The sequence below is a fragment of the Gordonia aquimaris genome (genome assembly GCF_026262595.1).
In the GTDB taxonomy this organism is placed as follows: domain Bacteria; phylum Actinomycetota; class Actinomycetes; order Mycobacteriales; family Mycobacteriaceae; genus Gordonia; species Gordonia tangerina.
This window is the reverse complement of sequence record NZ_JAPKFM010000001.1, coordinates 341,456-360,971: the sequence shown is the minus strand read 5'-3', so window position 1 is coordinate 360,971 and position 19,516 is coordinate 341,456. Positions and strand designations below refer to the sequence as shown.

Sequence of the window (19,516 nt, the reverse complement as noted above, 5' to 3'; positions counted from 1 at the left end):
TCCTACGCAACCGATTCGAACTTCTCGAGGAGAACGATGTGACCACCATCGAAGAAACCACTGACATATCCGAGGTCACTGCGCGACCACCCGCCAAGAAGCGCGCGGCACCGACGTTCGGTGACACCGGCGGGGTCCTGGCTGCCTTCGCGGTCCTCGTCGTGGTCGCCGCGATCAGCCAACCGAACTTCCTGACCTGGTCCAACCTGATGAACATCGTCGGGGCCAACAGCGTTGCGCTGTCCTTGGCGCTCGGGTCGACATTCGTGATCATCGCCGGCGGCATCGACCTGTCGATCGTGTCGATGACTGCGGCCGCGGGTATGGGATTCGGACTGCTCCTCCAATCGGGAGCACCCGCCATCATCTGCGTCCTCGGTGCGCTGGCCAGTGGCGCCGTTCTCGGCATCATCAACGGTTTGCTGGTGGCACGCGCGAAGATCTCGTTCCTCGTCGTCACTCTGGGTATGGCCTCCATCGCGGCCAGTATCGCGCTGCTGGCCGATGACGGCGCCACCGTCAACGTCTTCGACGTACCCGCATTCAGCGCCATCAACACCTTCGCCACCGGCCGGATCGGCTCGGTCCCGATCATCCTTCTGTTCGACATCGCGCTGGTCCTGGTGGCAGCAGGAGTTCTCGGTTACACCCGCTTCGGGCGTGCGGTCTTCGCAGTGGGGTCCAATGCCGACGCGGCCCGCCTGAACGGGATCAACATCAAGAACATCAAGACGGGTGTGTACGCGCTCGCGGGGCTGTCGGCCGGCGTGGCCGCGATCGTGCAGGTCGGGCGGTTGACAGGTGCGTCGCCGCAGATCGACCCAGCCCTGCTCAACGGCGTGTTGGCCGCCGTTCTGATCGGTGGCACGTCGTTCAAGGGCGGAAAGGGCAGCGTGTGGGGAACGGTGATCGGCGTGCTGTTTCTGGGTGTGGTGCAGAACGCGATGACCTTGGCCGACATCTCCAGCTTCTGGCGGCAAGCGGTCAACGGCATCCTGCTGATCGCCGCCGTCGGCCTCGGTGTGGCGCGCACATCAGGCGGATTCGATCGGGTCCGGCGGATGGTTGCGCCTCGACGTCAGGCGGTGTCGCATGGCTGACATCGACACCTGGATCGTCGCCTGCTCGACCGACGACCTCGACCCCGGTTCGGGCCTCAAGATAGCCGGCACCTGCCCACCGATCGCGGTGTTCAACGTGGAGGGCGAGTACTTCGCCATCGACGACACATGTTCGCACGCCGAGTACTCGCTCTCCGAGGGATACGTCGACGGCGACACGGTCGAATGCGAATTGCATTTCGCGACCTTTTCGGTGCGGACCGGCGAGGCTCTAACCGCGCCGGCCACCGATCCCGTCGGCACCTACCCGGTCCGCTTGGAGGACGGCCACATTCACGTCGCGGCGGCGCAACGATGCGTCATAGCGCGCTCCCGGATCTGACCATCGGATGACAGAAGGAATCACATCGTAATGAAGGTAATCAAACCGCTGGCCACGACAGCGCTGGCCGTCACCCTCGGACTCAGCATGGTCGCATGCGGTGATAGCGACTCCGGCAGCGAGTTCTTCGGTTTCTCCTCTCCGGTGCTCTCGCAAGAGGGACAGAAGTTCACCGCGCAGGGTGTGGAGGATGCGTCGGCCCAACTCGGTTGGGAGTCACAGGTGTACGACGCGAACCTGTCGCCGGACACCCAGGTGTCCAACATCCAGACGCTCGTGGATCGCCCGGCCTCGGCCATCGGTGCCTGGGCCCTGGACGAGGGCGCGATCTCCGGCGCCTATGCACGTGCGGATGCCGCCGACATCCCGGTCATCGGGGTGAACTCGGGAGGTACCGGCGTGGACACCTCGGTGTGGACCGAGAGCACCACCTGTGAGCCGGGCGGGGTCATCGACCGGCTCGCCGATTACTACGCGGACGCCAAACCGAACGGCACGATCGCGATCATGTCGGGACCGCCGGCGCCGTCGATCGTCACGATGACGGACTGTTTCACACAGGCGGCCGAGAGCAAGGGGCTCACCATCGCAGTGCGCCAGGACAACACCGCCGACACCTCCGCGAGCGCCTCGGCGCTCGCCCAGGACATGCTCTCGGCCAATTCCTCGATCGATGGGTTCTGGGCGTACAACGACGGATCGGCGATCGGCATCGGATCCGCGCTCCAGGCGCGTGGTATGAGCGCGTATTCGGCCGACAACCCCGACGGGGTGGTTGTCACGGGCAACAACGGTGACGAGGCCGCCATCGCCGCGGTCCGCAACGGGAGTATCACGGCCACCATCGACACCGACCCCGTCTGCACCGGATGGGCGTTGGTCGCCGCCGCGCGCGATGCGCTCGACGGTTCCGCGCAACCGGAGTACGTCGTCGCGAGCACCATCGTCGACGGCGAGACCATCGCGGACTACGTGGCGCCGGCCGATCGCCAGTGCTCGCTCGATGATCTCCCACTCGTGGACACCGACGGAAACAACTGAGAGGACAAGGCGATGCGTGACATCCAGTTGACTGAACCAGAAGGCAAACAGGTCCAGGTGGGTGACCATCTGATCCACTACATCGACATGGGGAGTGGGCGGCCCACCGTCTTTCTCCACGGCGGCGGACCGGGGTGCTCGAGTTGGACCGACTTCGGCACCGTGGCAGCAACATTCGCACAAGACCGGCGAGTCCTGTTGATGGATATGCTGCACTACGGCCGCTCCAGCAAGGAGCCGTTTCGTGCGCCGCGGTGGAGCTATCATGCACAGGTCATCGGCGGTGCGCTCGACGCCATCGGAATCGAGCAGGCCGACTTCGTGTGCAACTCCATCGGCGGGTCGACCGCGATCGCCCTGGCCGCAGAACGCCCGGAACTCGTGGGCAGGCTCATCGTCACCGGAAGCGAGCCAGTACGCGGCGCCGAGCCGCTGACCCCCGAACTCGGTCGGGCGGGCCGTGAGGCGTGGACAACCTACTACGCGGACGGTGGGCCCACCAAAGAGAAACTCTTCGACATCATGGCAGAGCTGGAGTGGAAAGGCGGAGATGATATCCCGCAGTGGACATTCGACCTCCGCTGGGAACTGAGCCTGCTGCCGGATCTGCTCGCGCTCGGACCGGATTGGACCGCCGGCGGTGGTCGTGGCATCCCGCAGGACCTCAGCGACCATCTTCCCCTGGTGACCGCGCCGACGTTGTTCCTCTGGGGCGACTCCGACGCCTTCGCCGTGCCCGAGTACGCACTCGAGCTCAGTCGTGAGGTGGCGGCAGGTTCCGTCTACGTGATGGCCGACGGTGCACACCACATGGAGGAGCAGCGCCCCGACGAGTTCGCCGCGGTCGCGACCGCCTTCCTCGATTCCTGAACCAGCCCAGCACACAAGGGAGAACACATGACACTCGACATCAACGAACGGCTCCAGGAGCTCGTGGATTGGGAGAACGGACTCATCGGACCGGAGATCTTCATCGACGATGAGATCTATCGCCGCGAACTCGAGCAGGTCTTCGGCCGTGCCTGGTTGTTCATCGCGCACGACTCGATGCTGCCCAAGCCCGGTGACTTCGTGAACACCTACATGGGTGGCGACCCCGTTCTGGCCATCCGGCAGAAGGACGGCAGTGTCCGGGTGTTCCTGAACGCCTGCCGTCACCGCGGGATGAAGATCTGCCGCGCCGAGGACGGCAATGCGCGCAACTTCATGTGCACCTATCACGGGTGGACCTACAACACCGCCGGTGAGCTCATCAACGTGCCGAACCTGGACACCGCCTATTTCAACGATCTCGATCAGAAGCGCTGGGGTCTCGTGGAGGTCGCGCAGATCGACCAGTACAAGGGCATGTGGTTCGCGACCTTCGACGAGAACGCGGTGCCGCTCATCGACTTCCTCGGCGACATGACCTATTACATCGACAGCTGGGTCGACCGCACGCCCAGCGGTATCGAGATGCTGCCGGGCGTCATCAAGTGGACCATCCACGGCAACTGGAAACTCGGCGCCGAACAGTTCGGCGGTGACGGTTACCACGCGATCATCACCCACGCGTCCTCACTGGGTACCTTCGATCCGGGCTTTCTGCGCGACATCAAGGGCATCGAGTTCGCCTCGCGTCAGGGGCACGGCTACTCGATGATCTTCGACCGGATGACCCGCTTCGCCGATGACCCGCTCGGACGCTACAACAACGATCAGTTCGATTCCCGGCTCGACCGTCTCGGCGAGGACCGAGCCAACACCGTCGGCAACTTCACCGTCTTCCCGAATCTCTCCGGGTTGCCCGGATCGGCAAATCTTCGTGTATGGCACCCGAAGGGCCCCAACGAATTCGAGATCTGGTCGTGGACCATTGTGGACGCCGATGCGCCAGAGGAGGTCAAACGCGCCCAGCGCACCTCGGCGTCGTTCACCGAGGGGGCCGCCGGCGTCGTGGAGACCGACGACGGCGAGAACTGGGATCTCATCGGACAGATGTTGGAGCGAGGAACCCAGACCCGGAAGATGTCGTGGAACTATCAGATGGGCCGCGGGCACGAGACAGACGACGACCCGATCTACCCGGGTCGCGTGCTGCGCAACTACTTCGGTGAGGGGCCACAGCGCACCTTCTATCGACGCTGGCTCGAGTTCATGACCAGCGAGCAATGGCCGATCGCGCCGGCGGTCTCCCCGGAGCGACACGAACACGAGGCCACCACGATGGGCGCGGGTATCGGCCCGCGCGCGGCCGCGATCATGAAGGGAGTGGCCGGTGCTGACAACCGGTGAGCAGACGACGAAGAAGCGGTCGGCACCGATGTTCCGTTCCCTGGGGATGACATCGGTGAGTCTGGAGGAACAGCATGCGGTGGAGCAGTTCCTGTTCGCCGAGGCGGAGCTGATCGACGAGTGGCAGTGGCGGACCTGGTTCGACCTGTTCACCGACGACGCACACTACCGGATGCCCATCCGTCGCAACCGGTTGCGACGTCAGCGCAAGATCGATGAGGCCGACGACCTCAACGGCTTGGAGGTCGCGCACTTCGACGACGACAAGGCGTCGTTGGAGATGCGGATCGAACAGTTGGAGAGCGGAATGCACTGGGCCGAGGACCCGCCGTCGCGGTCGCGCCACCTCGTGACCAATGTGCGGGTGCAGCCGGCGGATGTCGACGGAGAGTACTTCGTGCGCTCCAACTTTTTCGTCTACCGCAACCGGCTCGAGGCCGAGGTGGACCTGTGGGCCGGTGAACGGCGAGATGTACTGCGGCTGGTGGACGGGAGTTTCCGGATCGCCGATCGCATCATTCTGCTCGACCAGAATCTGATCCTGGCAAAGAATCTGAGTGTCTTCTTCTGATATCGAAGGGTGAAAAGACGTGGTGAACAAGCGATCGTATGTGATCGTCGGCGCCGGAATGGCAGGCGCACGTGCGGCAGAATCGCTGCGGGCGAATGGTTTCGACGATCGGATCTTCCTGGTCGGAGATGAGGGCAAGCTGCCCTACGAGCGGCCGCCGCTGTCGAAGGAGTGCTTGCAGGGATCGAAATCGTTGTTCTCCACGACTCTTCGGGAGTGGGATTCCTGGATGGAGCTGGCCGTGCACCTCGTCTTGGACGATCCGGTGACGGGTCTGGACACATCGGCGGGTGCCGTTCGGCTCGCCAGCGGGATCGACATCGTCGCCGACAAGGTGTTGATCGCCACCGGCGGCGTGTGCCGCACGGTCGATGTGCCGGGCGCCGAGTTGGCGGGAATCCACACGCTGCGGACCGCCGACGATTGCGAGGTGGTGGGTGACCGTCTCCGTCGCGGCCGGTCGACGGTGGCGGTGGTCGGCGGTGGGCTGCTGGCGGTGGAGGCGGCCGCCGCGGCGGCCGCACTCGGCAACGAGGTGGTGTGGCTGTGCCGGTCGCGGCACCCGCTGACCGGGGCGGTCGGCGGGCATGCGGCCGCCCACCTCCGCTCGCACTACAGTGATGCCGACTTCGACCTGATCGCCGGGGTGTCGGTGGTGGGGTTCGAGGGCGTCGACCGTGTGCGCGGCGTCGTGCTCGACGACGGCCGAACGCTACCCGCCGACGTAGTCCTGACTGCGGTCGGCCAGCGTCCGGCACTCGACTTCCTCGATCCGACGGTCTTCGACACACAGCATGGACTCGCCGTCGACGCCCGACTCGAGACCGACACCCCGGGAGTCTTCGCGGCGGGCGACGTCGCCAACTTCGTCGACCCGTTCGTCGGTGGTCGGGTGCGCTACGGCATGTGGCTCAACGCGCAGAACCAGGGACAATTCGTGGCGCGGTCCATGATGGGCGACACTGCCGCCTACCGGCAGGTCCCGTGGTACTGGTCGGATCATCTGGGCCTCAATGTGCAGATGGCGGGTCATATCGACGAGACCGCGTCGATAGTCGCGCGAGAACACGGCGGCGACTCGGTGAGCTGGCTCTATGTGCGCGACCACCGGGTGGTGGGGGCCGTCGGCATCAACGTGCCTCGTGACGTCCGCGCGGCGATGGTGCTGATGGACCGAGGTGTGGAGGTCACCGAGACAGAACTCGCCGATACGGGATCAGACCTGCGGGCGCTGGCGAAGAAGGTCGCCGCATGAGCGCCGTGACCTCCGACCTGCCCGTCGGACTGGTCGATCCGACCTCCTTCGCCACCGTGTCGACCGATGAGATGACCGTCGGCTACCACGACCGGGGGACCGGTCCGGTGCTGGTGATGATCGGGGTGTGGGGGCCGCGGCCCGGCGCCACCGCATCCCTGGCCTACCGGGTTGTGTGTGACGCACTGGCCGAGCGGTTTCGGTGTGTGGTGGTGGAACTGCCCAACTACGGGCTGACCGGCCCGGTGCAGTACCGGGAGCCTGTCCACGATGTGGCCGCGCGGGCAGTACTGGCCGTGTTGGATCATCTGGGTATCGAGCGTGCACCATTGATCGGGTCGTCCATGGGCGCGACGACCGCCATCGACGTGGCGCTGGCACATCCGGAGCGCGTCGAGTCGCTGGTGGTCGGTGCGTGTCATGCATCCACCGGTGGGGATCCCTACCTGCTCGCACCGTTCCCGTCCGAGGTGTGGCGTCTGGCCGCCGAACTCGACGAGGAACCAGACGACACCGACCGGTTGCGCCGGATGCTCAGGGCACTGTGGTTCGACGAGAGTCTCGTCACCGACGAGATCGTGCGCGAGATGAGCGACATGCGGCGGCTGCGTGCCGAGCACGGCGTCGCCGATCGCGCCTCGGTGAGCGTGCCGCACAGCAACATGGTGGCATTGAGCGGACTGAGACTGCCGGTGACTGTCGTCCACGGCCGAAACGATCGCATGGTGCCCTACGAACAGGCTCTCGCGATCGGTTCGTACATTCCGCACGCGGACATCCGACTGCTCGGCCGGTGCGGACACTGGCCGCCGTTCGAGCGGCCGGATGCGTTCGTCGACGCCGTGCTCGCACACCTGCGATCTGCGTCGGTGTGATGCGGCTGTCCGCCCGTCGTGTGACGCTGCGCTCGTGGCGGGCGAGGAGCGTGCCGGCAGCCTAAAATTGGGGACACGGTCGGGGAACCCGTGCGCTCAAGTGCCACGCAATGATGCCTGGCGCGGCGCGGGCCCCGTCCACGTTGGCGGCGGCCCGAGTCCTCGGTGTGCTGCGTTCCCCGGAAATCGCGGTCTGATGGCCGTTGTCGAGTACGGAGTTCTTCGCGAATGAGTTCACCTTCAGGTGGTCCTGTCGGTCCGGCGGGTGGCGGTGTCATCGACCGGTACTCACCGGACCTGGGAACGCGGATGACGGCACTGATGAGTCTGAGTGCGTCGCTCACAGAGATCGCCGATCTGACCGAACTCGGCGAGGCGTACTTCGGTCAGATCGGCTCGGTGATGGACCTGCCGATGAGCGCGGTCTACTTGTTCGGTGACGCCGGACCCACCCCCGACTGGTACGCATCCCGCAACGTCAGCGACCGGTTCATGACCACATACGAGCGGTGTGGACGGCAGATCGACGGCGAGCTGCGATCGTTGTTGGACAGTGCGGGTCCGGTGTACAACCTCGCCGGCCAGACGCTCGCGCAGTGGCGTCGGTCCGAGGTCTACCGGCGTGTGGACTGCCTCGAGAACATGGTGCACGTGCTCAAGGCGCCGATCATGCACCGCGGCTCGATCATCGGCACGGTGGACTTCGCGTCGGACTCGGTGGCGACCGAGGTCGAGTCCGACGACATCCGTATGGCGTCGGCCATCGCCCAGGTGGTCAGCTCAGCGGTGACCACGTTGCGCACCCGCCAGCGGCTGCAGCACCAAGTGGACGTCTATCAGCTTGCGCTGGAGACGAGTTCGGCGGCCGTGGTGTACTTCGCGGCCAACTCGATCGACCCGTCGATCAGCCGTGGGGCGGCAGAGTTGCTGCGGGAACTCCACGAAGGGCCCGACATCTTGCATCGTCTCCTCCGCGATGTCGGCGGAGCGACCTCGGTCGTCCATCGGTCGTATCTCATCCGGCTGCGCAACGGTGTCAAGGACGTGTTGGAGTGCACGTCTCGCCCGGTGCCCGGGGAGCCCGGCGCGCAGCTCTTCGAATTGCAACTGGAATCCTCGCGCGATCGGCCGGATGCGACAGGCCTCGACGTGTTGTCCGCGCGCGAGTACGACGTCGCCGGACTGGTGGCTGCCGGATTCACCGACCGCGAGATCGCCGACGAACTGGTACTCAGCCTGCACACGGTGCGACAGCACGTGAAGAACATCTACGGCAAGCTCGACATCAGCAGCCGCGTCCATCTCACGAGGATCTACCACGGGATGTCGGCGAGGTCGGACTCGTCGCGGGGCTGAGCGGAATGGAGGCCGCGCGTGCAACCGCCGCCGTCGCGCATCCGCTGATCGCGGGCGCCTCGTGGATCAGTGAATCGTCCGTGAGAGCGGCGACCATGAACAGTGCGAAGTCGATGCGCCGGGTGAGGTTGCCGGCGAGTATCGGATCGCCGACGTGCCGGCGCCACACCGGCAGGCCCTGGCTCTCTCCTTCCTCGAGATCGCTGCCGCGCACCACGGTCCAGCGGGTGTCGGAGTCGAAGATCAGTCGGGCCGCCCGTACCTGATCGTCAACGTCGACCACGCGCGCCCACCTCGCCAGCGTGCTCACGATCGGCACAATGTAGCGAAGCTGCCACGAGTATCGGTCGAGGCCATCACGAGTGATGTGCCACCCGCACGAAAAGATCAGTCGCGCATCGGGTTCTGCGTACTCGAGAACCGCTCGGGCGGTGCCCGAGGAGTAGTCGTGCACACCCCACGGGGCCAGCACGGTCAAAACGCCATCGCAACCGGCGACAGCGCGGGCGATCACCGCACGATCGTCGGTGCGGCCGGGAATGATCTCGATGCGGTCAGCGACGTCGTCGAGTTTCGGCACGCTCTGCGGCCGGCAGACGCCGACCACCTGGTAGCCACGATCCAGGCAGTGCTGGATCATGTAGCGCCCCAGCTTCCCGGATGCGCCGACAATGCATACCCGCAGCGGGCGAGTGTCGGGGGTGTCGTCGATGGTCATTGGGCGGTCCTCTCGATGGCGATCATCCTTACGATGTAAGGTACCTTACGCGGTAAGGTGGACCGATGTCCAGAGGAGGAGGAAAGTTGGTGACCACACGAAAGCCGGTGACCCGTGAAGCGGTTGTTTCTACCGCGGTGCAGATGGCCGACGAGGGGGGGATCGGCGCGGTGACGATGCGCAAGATCGCCCAACAACTCGGAGTCGAGGCGATGTCGCTCTACCACCACGTCCGCAACAAGGACGGCATTCTTGACGTGATGGTCGATCACGTGTTCGCGGAGATCGAGATCCCGACCCAGGCCGACTGGCGCGAGGCATTGCGGGTGCGAACCGCTTCTGCGCGAGACGCATTGGTGCGCCACCCGTGGGCGTTGGGGTTGATGGACTCTCGGCGCAGTCCCGGGCAGCAAATACTGCGGCATCACGACGCCGTGATCGGGGTGTTGCGTCGAGCCGGCTTCACGATCGGCGGCGCGGCACACGCGTTCTCCCTGCTGGACAGCTACCTCTACGGCTTTGTCTTGCAGGAGACAACCATGCCGTTCGACTCCACTGATGCGGCCGACACGCGGGAGGTCGCCGAATCGATCCAATCCGGAATCGACCCGGCCGACCTCCCGCATCTCACCGAGATGACCACCGCGCATGTCATGGCGCCGGGGTATTCCTACGCCGACGAGTTCGACCTCGGCCTCGAGGTGGTGCTCGATGGCCTGGAACGCAACCGCACCCGCTGGGAGTGAGGGCCGCCGCGACGATCCGCCTGCGCGCGCCCGATCGGCTCGCGCGCATGTCTCGACATGCGCGCGAGCGGGACCGGTGCGCGCTCGCGCAAACAGATCGCCGGGGTGACGCCTCAGATGCCGAGGGTCTGTCGGCGGGCCGTGACCTCCGCGCGGTAGCGCGCGACGTTGGCCATCTTGATGCCCTCGTAGCCACGGATCATGTCGGGCAGCTCAGCCAGCTCCACGGCTGAACCCACCCGATCCGCGCCGACGCGGCCATCGGCCAAGCCGGCCAGCAGATCCTCGACGGTCTCGCGGTACTCGCCGATCAGAGCACGTTCGGTCCGCCGGACCTCATTGTGGCCGAACGGATCGAGCTTGGTGCCCCGCAAACGCTTCATCTTTGCCAGCGCCGAGAGCGGCCGGTCTGCCCAGCCGCCGAGCGACAACTTCTCCCTCATCCCCATGCTGCGCAGCGTCGGCGGATGCAGGCGGACGGCCACCTGCGCGTCGTCGCCGAACTGCTCCGCGATCTGCGCCGCGAACGTCGGGTCCTGGGTCAGCCGCGCGACCTCGTACTCATCCTTGTAGGCCATCAACTTGTACAGGTTCCGAGCAACCGCGCCGGTGAACGCGGGACCGTGACCGGCGCGCTGGACCCGGGAGACGAACTTGAAATACTCACGTGCATAACGCTCGTCGGCATAAGCGATCAGCTCGTCGTAGCGGATGGCGATAGTGCGTGCCAGGTCGGCCTCGAGCGAGCCCAACTCACCGACGACGGACATCGCATACTCACTCGGCTCGATCTCGGCAGAGGTGGCACCGTGCAGCCCGGTGAGTGTGTGCGCCACCGCATCCGGGTTGTCCACCACCTGACGTCCGCGGCGGAATGCCTGGATGTTGGCGTCTACGGCCACGCCGTTGAGTTCGATGGCGTGCTCGATCGACTCGGCCGAGATCGACAGCGCACCTGCCTGATATGCCGCACCCACCATCAGCATGTTCGCGTACTGTTCGTCGCCGAACAGGTCCGTCGACAGTTCCCCGGGATCGAGGTACACCGCGCGACGCACCTTGTCGTCGATGGCCGAATGGACCTGGGCGTCGGCGGGGAAACCGACTGTGGTGTCGATGACCATCGCACCGGTCGGGATCTTGGTGGTCGACACCACGGCGACCGTCTTGTCGACATCGGCGACCTTGAGGTTAACCGGATCGGTGCCCACCAAGGGGTCGCACGCCAGGTACAGGTTGCAGTCGTCGGAAGCCACCTTGCCTGCCTGCTCCACGATCTGCGGGGTGATCTTGACATCACTGACCACCGCACCGCCCTTCTGCGCCAGGCCGGTCATGTCCACGGTGCGCGCAGCATTGCCGTCGAGCACCGCGGCCGTGGCCAGCACCTGGGACACGGTCACCACCCCTGTCCCGCCTATCCCGGTCACGCGGATCGCGAACGACTCGCGCACCGCGGGCACCCGCGGCGCGGGCATCAGTGACGCGGCGATGTTGTCGGCACGGCGACGTTCCCGCTCGGTTCCCGGCGTCACCGTCACGAACGACGGGCAATCGCCCTTCAGGCAAGAGAAGTCGAGATTGCATGAGCTCTGGTCGATGTGCGTCTTGCGGCCGAATTCGGTGTCCACCGGGTGTACGGACAGGCAGTTGGATTTCTCGCCGCAGTCACCGCATCCCTCGCAGATGCGTTCGTTGATCATCACTCGTCGGTTCGGCGTGCTCATGGTGCCGCGCTTGCGCTTGCGACGCTTCTCCGCCGCACAGTGCTGGTCGTGGACCAGAACCGTCACGCCGGGAACGGATGCCAGCTCGGTCTGCACGTCGAGCATGTCCTCGCGATGCCGGATGGTGACGTCCTTCGGCAGGCCGAGCGCTTTCGTGCGTGCCACGTCGTCGGAGGTGACCACGATGCGGTTAACACCTTCGTCGAGAAGTAGCGAGGTCAGCCGCGGCAGACTCATCGCGCCCACCGGGTCTTGACCGCCGGTCATGGCGACGGTGCCGTTGTAGAGCAGCTTGTAGGTGATGTTCTCGCCGGAGGCGACCGCGGCGCGTAGCGCCAGCGAGCCGGAGTGCATGAACGTGCCGTCACCGACGTTCTGTACGAAATTATCCGCGGTCACGAACGGCGCCATCCCGATCCACTGTGCGCCCTCGCCGCCCATCTGGGTGACGCCGGCGATGTCGCCGACTTGACGCTCGTCCATCAACAGCACCATGGCGTGGCAGCCGATCCCGGCGCCCACCAGCGTGTCGTCGGAGACCTTGGTGGAGCTGTTGTGGGGGCAGCCGGAGCAGAAGTAAGGCGTGCGGACGGCCAGCGGCAGTTCGATCCGGCCGCGCCGCTTGGATTTCCGTTCCAACCAGTCCTGCGCGGCATCGACATGGTGGTGACGCGCCAGCCGGGTGGCCAGACCGCGTGACACCGCGTCCACATCGAGTTCGCCGAACCTCGAGAACAAGGTCGAACCGTCCTCATTGGTCTTGCCGACGATGCGGGGAGCGCGGGGATGACGGAACAGGATGTCGCGCATCATCGTCTCGATGAAGTCGCGTTTCTCCTCCACCACGATGACCTCGTCGAGGTCGCCGGTGGCAGTGTCGAACATGAACCGGTCGAGAATGTCGCGGTCGAGCGGATAGACCATGCCCAGTTTGAGGATGCGGATGCCCAGTCGATTGAGCTGATCATCGTCGATACCGATGAGCCGCAACGACTCCCGAAGGTCCAGATACGTCTTGCCGGCCGCGACGATGCCGATCCGGTCGTCCGGGCTGGAGGTGACGATGCGGTTGAGGCCATTGAGCCGAGCGTATTCCAGCGCTCGCGGAATGCGGGTGGTGAGCTGATTCTGCTCGAGCTCCATCAGGCTGGCGCCCAGCAATCGTCCGCTCGGGACGTGCGGGCTGCGACCGAGGTCGCCGTACACGGGCATGATCCGGTTGGCGTCGACCAGTGCTGTCGACGCTCCGTCGGCGACATGCGCGGAGATCTTCATCGACGTCCACAGTCCGCTGACCCGGCTCATCACCGCGGCGTGCACGCCGAAATCGAGGATGTCCTGCGAGTCGGCGGGATAGAGGATCGGCATGTACAGATCGGCCAGCGCCATCTCCGACGCGCACGGAATGGTGGAGCTCTTGGCGCCGGGGTCGTCGCCGACGAGTGCCACCGCTCCACCGGACGGGTGGGTGCCGATCATGTTGGCGTGCCGCAGCGCGTCGGTAGCGCGGTCGAGGCCGGGCGCTTTGCCGTACCAGTAGCCCACGACCCCGTCGCGTGCCGTCCCGTCGGCGTCGGGCGAGAGGTCTGCCACCTGGCCGGCCACCTGCGACCCCATCACCGACGTCGCGGCGATCTCCTCGTTGAGCCCGGGCCGGTGGACGATGTCGAACGGTTCGAGGTAGGCAGCTCGGCGGGCGATCTCGAGGTCGTAGCCGGCCAGTGGGGAGCCCTCGTAGCCGGAGATGAAGGAGGCCGTGCGCAGATTCTGGCGGCGGTCGATGCGGGCGCGGTCACGGACCATACGGACCAGGGCCTGGATGCCGGTCAGATAGATGGTCCCGGTTTCGCGCGTGTAGCGGTCGTCGAGGGAGAACGAGGCAGCCGAGGACGAGGTCCGGGAGAACGTCGCGGTCTCGTCGGTGGGCGCACCGAGGCGGTGCGCGCGATCATCTGCGAGGGTCATGGGATTACCTGGCCTTCTCTTCATATATCGGTCCGCAGACGCCGTGGGTGTGGGCGCTGCGGGCATCGGTTGTCGCGGCCCGAGGGGTGGTGGGCCTGCCTTCACAGTACGCAATAGTCGTGAGCCACGTCACGTTGGCTGCGACAATGTGATGGCGGCTCGATCAGTGCGTGACAAGGCGACCTGTTGTGTCGTACGATGCATTCAGTTAATGACGGCTAACTGAAAGGTCGATGGTGACCAGCACGTTCAACGCCGAGGCTCCCGGAGTCGAGGGCAACGCGCCCGGCCCACGGGCTGCGCACCTGGCGAATGTCGAGACGCTGCGCGACCACCTCGCGATGGCGCGTCGCGGCGGCGGCGACAAGGCCCGGGAGCGTCACATCTCCCGCGGAAAACTGCTACCCCGCGACCGTGTGGATCGACTCCTCGACGTCGGTTCTCCCTTCCTCGAGGTGGCGCCGCTGGCCGCCCACGACATGTATGACGGCCGGGTGCCGTCGGCCGGTGTCGTTGCGGGTGTCGGGCGGGTGGCCGGCCGCGAATGCATGATCGTGGCCAACGACGCGACCGTCTCCGGCGGCACCTACTACCCGATGACGGTCAAGAAGCATCTGCGCGCCCAGGAGATCGCGGCCGCGAACCGGCTGCCCTGCATCTACCTCGTCGACTCCGGCGGAGCAATGTTGCTACAGCAGGACGAGGTGTTCCCCGACCGCGAACACTTCGGCCGCATCTTCTACAACCAGGCCACGATGAGTGCCGCGGGCATCCCGCAGATCGCCGCCGTGCTCGGCTCGTCGACCGCCGGTGGCGCCTACGTGCCCGCGATGAGCGACGAGACCGTGATCGTGCGGAATCAGGGCACCATCTTCCTGGCCGGTCCGCCGCTGGTGAAGGCCGCGACCGGTGAGGACGTCACCGCCGAGGAGCTCGGCGGCGGTGCCATGCACTCGTCGGTCTCCGGCGTCACCGACCACCTCGTCGACAACGACGAACAGGCACTGGCCAAGGTGCGTGAGATCGTCGCCACGCTGGGGCCGCGCGAGCAACATCAGTGGGAGACGGTTCCCGTCCGGGAACCGTTGCGGCCGCAGACTGACCTATACGACGTGGTACCCACCGATTCGCGCACCCCGTACGATGTCCGCGAGGTCATCGAGATCATCAGCGACGGTGGAGAATACACCGAGTTCAAGGCCAACTACGGCACCACTTTGGTCACCGCCTTCGCACACGTACACGGCCATCCGGTGGGCTTCATCGGCAACAACGGCGTGTTGTTCAGCGAATCCGCGCTCAAGGGTGCGCATTTCATCGAACTGTGCGACCAGCGACGCATCCCGCTGATATTCCTGCAGAACATCACCGGCTTCATGGTCGGCCGCGCCTACGAAGAAGGCGGCATCGCCAAGAACGGCGCCAAGATGGTCAACGCCGTTGCATGCGCACGCGTACCCAAACTGACGGTCATGGTGGGTGGATCGTTCGGCGCCGGCAACTACTCGATGTGTGGGCGCGCCTATTCGCCGCGCTACCTCTGGATGTGGCCCAACGCCCGGATCTCGGTGATGGGCGGACCGCAGGCCGCCGACACCCTGGCCACGGTGCGTCGCAACCAGATCGAACGTTCCGGTGACGACTGGCCGGCCGACGACGAGGAAGCCTTCAAGGCGCCGATCCGAGAGCAGTTCGAGCACCAGTCCGATGCCTACTACTCCACCGCGCGGCTGTGGGATGACGGCATCATCGATCCCGCGCAGACCCGCACACTCCTCGGACTCGCCTTGGAGACATGCAGATACGCACCGCTGACCGAACCCCGCTACGGCGTCTTCCGGATGTGATGACCATGAACCAGACCAGCCCCACCATCGCCCGCCCCATCCGCAGTGTGCTGATCGCCAACCGTGGCGAGATCGCCTGCCGTGTCATCGACACCCTGCGGCGCATGGGTATCCGCAGCATCGCCATCTACTCCGACGCCGATGCCGACGCCCGCCATGTCCGAGAGGCCGACGTCGCCGTGCGGGTGGGCCCCGCCGCCGCCACACAGAGCTACCTCGACATCGACGCGGTGGTGCGTGCCGCGCTCGACACCGGTGCCGACGCGGTGCATCCCGGGTACGGATTCCTTTCGGAGAACCAGAAATTCGCGGCCGTCCTCGACGACGCCGGGATCATTTTCATCGGACCTCCGGCCGAGGCGATCGCGACGATGGGCGACAAGATCACCGCGCGCGCCGCGGTCACCGAGCGCGATGTCCCGGTGGTGCCGGGACTGTCGCGACCCGGCCTGTCCGATGACGACCTGATCACCGCCGCACCCGACATCGGATTCCCGGTGCTGATCAAGCCGAGTGCCGGCGGCGGCGGTAAAGGCATGCATCGGGTCGAGAACGCCGCAGACCTGCCCGCGGCGCTGCAACGCGCGCGTCGCGAAGCGGGCTCCGCGTTCGGCGACGACAGCCTGTTCCTCGAACACTTCGTGGATACGCCCCGTCACATCGAGGTACAGATCCTTGCCGACGACCACGGCAACGTCATCCACCTCGGCGAACGCGAATGCTCTTTGCAGCGCCGCCATCAGAAGGTGATCGAGGAGGCGCCCTCGGCGCTGCTCGATGCGCAGACCCGCGCGCGGATCGGTGAGGCGGCCTGCGACGCCGCCCGCAGCGTCGGCTACTCCGGTGCCGGCACCGTCGAGTTCATCGTCTCCGCCCACCACCCCGACCAGTTCTTCTTCATGGAGATGAACACCCGCCTGCAGGTCGAGCACCCCGTCACCGAACTCGTCACCGGCGTCGACCTCGTCGAACAGCAGATTCGCGTCGCGCGCGGTGAGGTGCTGGGCCTGGCCCAGGACGACATCACCCTGACCGGTCACGCAGTCGAGGCACGCGTGTACGCCGAGGACGCTGCCAACGGCTTCCTACCCACCGGCGGCACGATCGCCCGCCTGGTCCAGCCCGATACCGCACCCGGCGGCGGTATCCGCGTCGATTCGGCGATGGCTGAAGGGCTGATTGTCGGCAGTGATTATGACCCGATGTTGGCCAAGGTCATCGCCCATGGCGGCGACCGGGAAGAGGCCCTGGAAAGGCTGGATCAGGCGCTTGCACACACCCGGGTGCTGGGTGTGGTCACCAATGTCGACTTCTGTCGGTTCGTCCTCGCCCGACCCGAGGTCCGCAACGCCGACCTCGACACCGAACTGCTCGACCGGCTCGTCGTCGACTACGCGGTGGCCGAGCCCGAACCAGAGGCGCTCGTGCTGGCGGCCGTCGCCCGCATCGGACCCCGCGACCGCGCAGACGTATGGCAGTCGGCGGTGGGCTGGCGACTCGGCGACGTGGCACCGGTGACCACCCGACTGACCTGGGGTGCGCAGCATTTCACCGTTGCCATCGCGGTGAGCACGGCGACCGAGGACGGTGTGTCCGGTCGGGCCGAGGTCACCTACGAGGATGCCGACCGCGGCCCGTGGCGCGCCGATATCGAGTATCGCCGCATTCGCCGCGGCGGCACCGACGGTGATGGCACTCGGCGGCTCATCGTCGACGGGGTCAGCCAGTCCTGGTCGAAGGTGCAGATCGCCGGCACGTGGTGGGTGTCGGGCCCGCACGGCACCTGGCAGCTCGAACCCGCACGTGCGTTGCTCGACGAGGCGGCCGACGACAATGCCGGGGAGATCCTGAGTCCGATGCCCGGCACCGTGGTCGCGGTACCGGCGACGGCGGGCGACGTCGTCGCAACCGGAAATCCGGTCGTCGTCGTGGAGGCGATGAAGATGGAACACACCTTGACCGCCCCGATCGACGGTGTGGTGGCCGTCTCGGTCCGCGTCGGCGACAAGGTCGCTGCCGGCCAGACGCTCGCAGACGTACAGAAGGAGAACTGATGGAACTCAACCAGGACCACATCGACCTGATCCACACGGTGCGCGACTTCGCGCAGTCGGTGGTGGCGCCGGTGGCGGCGAAACACGATGAAGAACACAGCTTCCCGTATGAGGTCGTGTCCCAGATGGGCAAGATGGGACTGTTCGGTCTGCCGTTTCCCGAGGAGTATGGCGGCATGGGCGGCGATTACTTCGCGCTTGCGCTTGCGCTCGAGGAACTCGGCAAGGTCGACCAGTCGGTGGCGATCACCCTCGAAGCCGGGGTCGGCCTCGGCGCCATGCCGATCTACAAGTTCGGCACCGAAGAGCAGAAGCAGAAGTGGCTGCCGGACCTGACCTCCGGCGCCGCGCTGGCCGGGTTCGGCCTCACCGAACCCGGTGCCGGGTCAGATGCCGGTGCCACCGCGACCACCGCACGGCGCGACGGCGACAGCTGGATCATCAACGGTGCCAAACAGTTCATCACCAACTCCGGTACCGACATCACCTCTCTGGTGACCGTCACCGCGGTGACCGGGACAAGAGACAACGGGCACAAGGAGATCTCGACGATCGTCGTGCCGTCGGACACCCCGGGCTTCACCGCCGAACCCGCCTACAACAAAGTCGGGTGGAATGCCTCCGACACCCATCCGCTGACCTTCGCCGATGCGCGGGTTCCGGCCGAGAACCTGCTCGGCGAACGTGGCCGTGGATACGCCAACTTCTTGTCCATCCTCGACGAGGGGCGAATCGCGATCGCCGCGCTGGCCACCGGTGCAGCGCAGGGCTGCGTCGACGAAAGCGTCAAGTACGCCAAGGAAAGACAGTCCTTCGGTAAACCGATCGGCAACTACCAGTCGGTGTCGTTCGCCATCGCCCGGATGGAGGCGCGCGCCCACGTGGCCCGCACCGCCTACTACGATGCCGCCGCGAAGATGCTGGCGGGCAAGCCGTTCAAGAAGGAGGCGGCCATCGCCAAGATGATCTCCAGTGAGGCCGCGATGGACAACGCTCGGATGGCGACGCAGATCCACGGCGGCTACGGCTTCATGAACGAGTACCCCGTCGCCCGGCACTACCGCGACTCCAAGATCCTCGAGATCGGGGAGGGCACCACCGAGGTGCAGCTCATGCTCATCGCGCGGCAGTTGGGATTCGCATGACCGAGCAGGATGCGGCCGAACGCGTCCGCGTGATCCAGCGCGGCCTGTGGTTCGAGGAGTTCGCCGAGGGTACCGTCTACGAACACCGTCCCGGACGCACGGTGACCGAAGCCGACAACGTGCTGTTCACCACGCTGACGATGAACACCCAGGCCCTGCATCTCGATGCTGCATGGTCGGCGGAGCAACCGGGCTTCGGTGGGCAGCGGTTGATCAACTCGATGTTCACGCTCTCGACCATCGTCGGGCTGTCGGTGTCGCAACTGACGCAGGGGACCCTGGTGGCCAATCTCGGGTTCAGTGAGGTCGCCTTCCCGGCCCCGTTGTTCGCCGGCGACACACTGTACGCCGAGACCGAATGCACCGGTAAACGGGAATCCAGGTCAAGGCCGGGTGAGGGCGTGGTGAACTTGACCCACATCGGACGCAATCAGCACGGCGAGGTCGTTGCGCGCGCCGCAAGGGCCACGCTGGTGCGACGACAGCCAACGGAGTGATG

The 19,516-nt window shown here is 65.8% G+C and carries 16 protein-coding genes; 14 read left to right on the top strand and 2 right to left on the bottom strand.

The genetic code is table 11. The features are described 5' to 3' along the window. Positions 1-38 precede the first annotated feature (38 nt). From OSB52_RS01650 to OSB52_RS01610, 9 genes are all read left to right on the top strand, one after another. Positions 39-1,100: an ABC transporter permease gene (locus OSB52_RS01650; protein ID WP_266059827.1), complete on the top strand. Its 1,062-nt coding sequence runs from the start codon at positions 39-41 to the stop codon at positions 1,098-1,100. Then, positions 1,093-1,443: a bifunctional 3-phenylpropionate/cinnamic acid dioxygenase ferredoxin subunit gene (locus tag OSB52_RS01645; RefSeq protein ID WP_266059826.1), complete on the top strand. Its 351-nt coding sequence runs from the start codon at positions 1,093-1,095 to the stop codon at positions 1,441-1,443. Before OSB52_RS01650 ends, OSB52_RS01645 begins: the two co-directional genes overlap by 8 nt. Positions 1,444-1,473: 30 nt before the next feature. Further along, positions 1,474-2,484, top strand: coding sequence for a sugar ABC transporter substrate-binding protein (locus OSB52_RS01640; RefSeq protein ID WP_266059825.1), 1,011 nt, complete (start codon positions 1,474-1,476; stop codon positions 2,482-2,484). 12 nt (positions 2,485-2,496) lie between these two features. Then, positions 2,497-3,354, top strand: a complete 858-nt coding sequence (locus OSB52_RS01635) for an alpha/beta fold hydrolase (RefSeq protein WP_266059823.1) — start codon at positions 2,497-2,499, stop codon at positions 3,352-3,354. Between the two features lie 27 nt (positions 3,355-3,381). Next, positions 3,382-4,758 (top strand): aromatic ring-hydroxylating dioxygenase subunit alpha, encoded by a 1,377-nt coding sequence (locus OSB52_RS01630; RefSeq protein ID WP_266059821.1) that lies wholly within the window; start codon positions 3,382-3,384, stop codon positions 4,756-4,758. Beyond that, a complete protein-coding gene (locus OSB52_RS01625; RefSeq protein WP_266059820.1) occupies positions 4,742-5,329 on the top strand; it encodes an aromatic-ring-hydroxylating dioxygenase subunit beta in 588 nt (195 codons plus the stop codon). Before OSB52_RS01630 ends, OSB52_RS01625 begins: the two co-directional genes overlap by 17 nt. A 19-nt stretch (positions 5,330-5,348) precedes the next feature. Continuing rightward, a complete protein-coding gene (locus tag OSB52_RS01620) occupies positions 5,349-6,584 on the top strand; it encodes an NAD(P)/FAD-dependent oxidoreductase (protein WP_266059819.1) in 1,236 nt (411 codons plus the stop codon). Next, positions 6,581-7,459 (top strand): alpha/beta fold hydrolase, encoded by an 879-nt coding sequence (locus OSB52_RS01615; RefSeq protein WP_266059818.1) that lies wholly within the window; start codon positions 6,581-6,583, stop codon positions 7,457-7,459. Before OSB52_RS01620 ends, OSB52_RS01615 begins: the two co-directional genes overlap by 4 nt. Positions 7,460-7,687: 228 nt before the next feature. Further along, positions 7,688-8,815 (top strand): LuxR C-terminal-related transcriptional regulator, encoded by a 1,128-nt coding sequence (locus tag OSB52_RS01610; protein ID WP_266059817.1) that lies wholly within the window; start codon positions 7,688-7,690, stop codon positions 8,813-8,815. Here OSB52_RS01610 and OSB52_RS01605 read toward each other — a convergent pair. Continuing rightward, entirely contained in the window at positions 8,763-9,533 is a 771-nt protein-coding gene (locus OSB52_RS01605; RefSeq protein WP_266059816.1) for an NAD(P)-dependent oxidoreductase, read from the bottom strand. The two genes, OSB52_RS01610 and OSB52_RS01605, sit on opposite strands and share 53 nt — an antisense overlap. Positions 9,534-9,598: 65 nt before the next feature. Here OSB52_RS01605 and OSB52_RS01600 point away from each other — a divergent pair, with 65 nt between their 5' ends. Next, entirely contained in the window at positions 9,599-10,279 is a 681-nt protein-coding gene (locus OSB52_RS01600) for a TetR/AcrR family transcriptional regulator (RefSeq protein WP_372512280.1), read from the top strand. A gap of 113 nt (positions 10,280-10,392) precedes the next feature. On the opposite strand, the gene OSB52_RS01595 is transcribed toward OSB52_RS01600, so the two are convergent. Then, entirely contained in the window at positions 10,393-13,971 is a 3,579-nt protein-coding gene (locus OSB52_RS01595) for an indolepyruvate ferredoxin oxidoreductase family protein (protein WP_266059813.1), read from the bottom strand. Positions 13,972-14,204: 233 nt separating this feature from the next. Here OSB52_RS01595 and OSB52_RS01590 point away from each other — a divergent pair, with 233 nt between their 5' ends. Genes OSB52_RS01590 through OSB52_RS01575 form a run of 4 tightly spaced genes read left to right on the top strand, consistent with a single transcriptional unit; the run spans position 14,205 to position 19,514 of the window. Continuing rightward, positions 14,205-15,818 carry a carboxyl transferase domain-containing protein gene (locus OSB52_RS01590; RefSeq protein ID WP_266059812.1) on the top strand — a complete coding sequence of 538 codons (1,614 nt, stop codon included), beginning with the start codon at positions 14,205-14,207 and terminating at the stop codon, positions 15,816-15,818. A 5-nt stretch (positions 15,819-15,823) separates the two neighbouring features. After that, the gene (locus tag OSB52_RS01585; RefSeq protein ID WP_266059811.1) at positions 15,824-17,872 is read left to right on the top strand and encodes an acetyl/propionyl/methylcrotonyl-CoA carboxylase subunit alpha; all 2,049 of its coding nucleotides are present in this window, start codon (positions 15,824-15,826) and stop codon (positions 17,870-17,872) included. Next, entirely contained in the window at positions 17,872-19,017 is a 1,146-nt protein-coding gene (locus OSB52_RS01580) for an acyl-CoA dehydrogenase family protein (RefSeq protein WP_266059809.1), read from the top strand. The genes OSB52_RS01585 and OSB52_RS01580 overlap by 1 nt, the downstream gene beginning before the upstream one ends. Beyond that, positions 19,014-19,514 (top strand): MaoC family dehydratase, encoded by a 501-nt coding sequence (locus OSB52_RS01575; RefSeq protein ID WP_235724740.1) that lies wholly within the window; start codon positions 19,014-19,016, stop codon positions 19,512-19,514. The genes OSB52_RS01580 and OSB52_RS01575 overlap by 4 nt, the downstream gene beginning before the upstream one ends. The last annotated feature ends 2 nt before the right edge of the window (positions 19,515-19,516 follow it).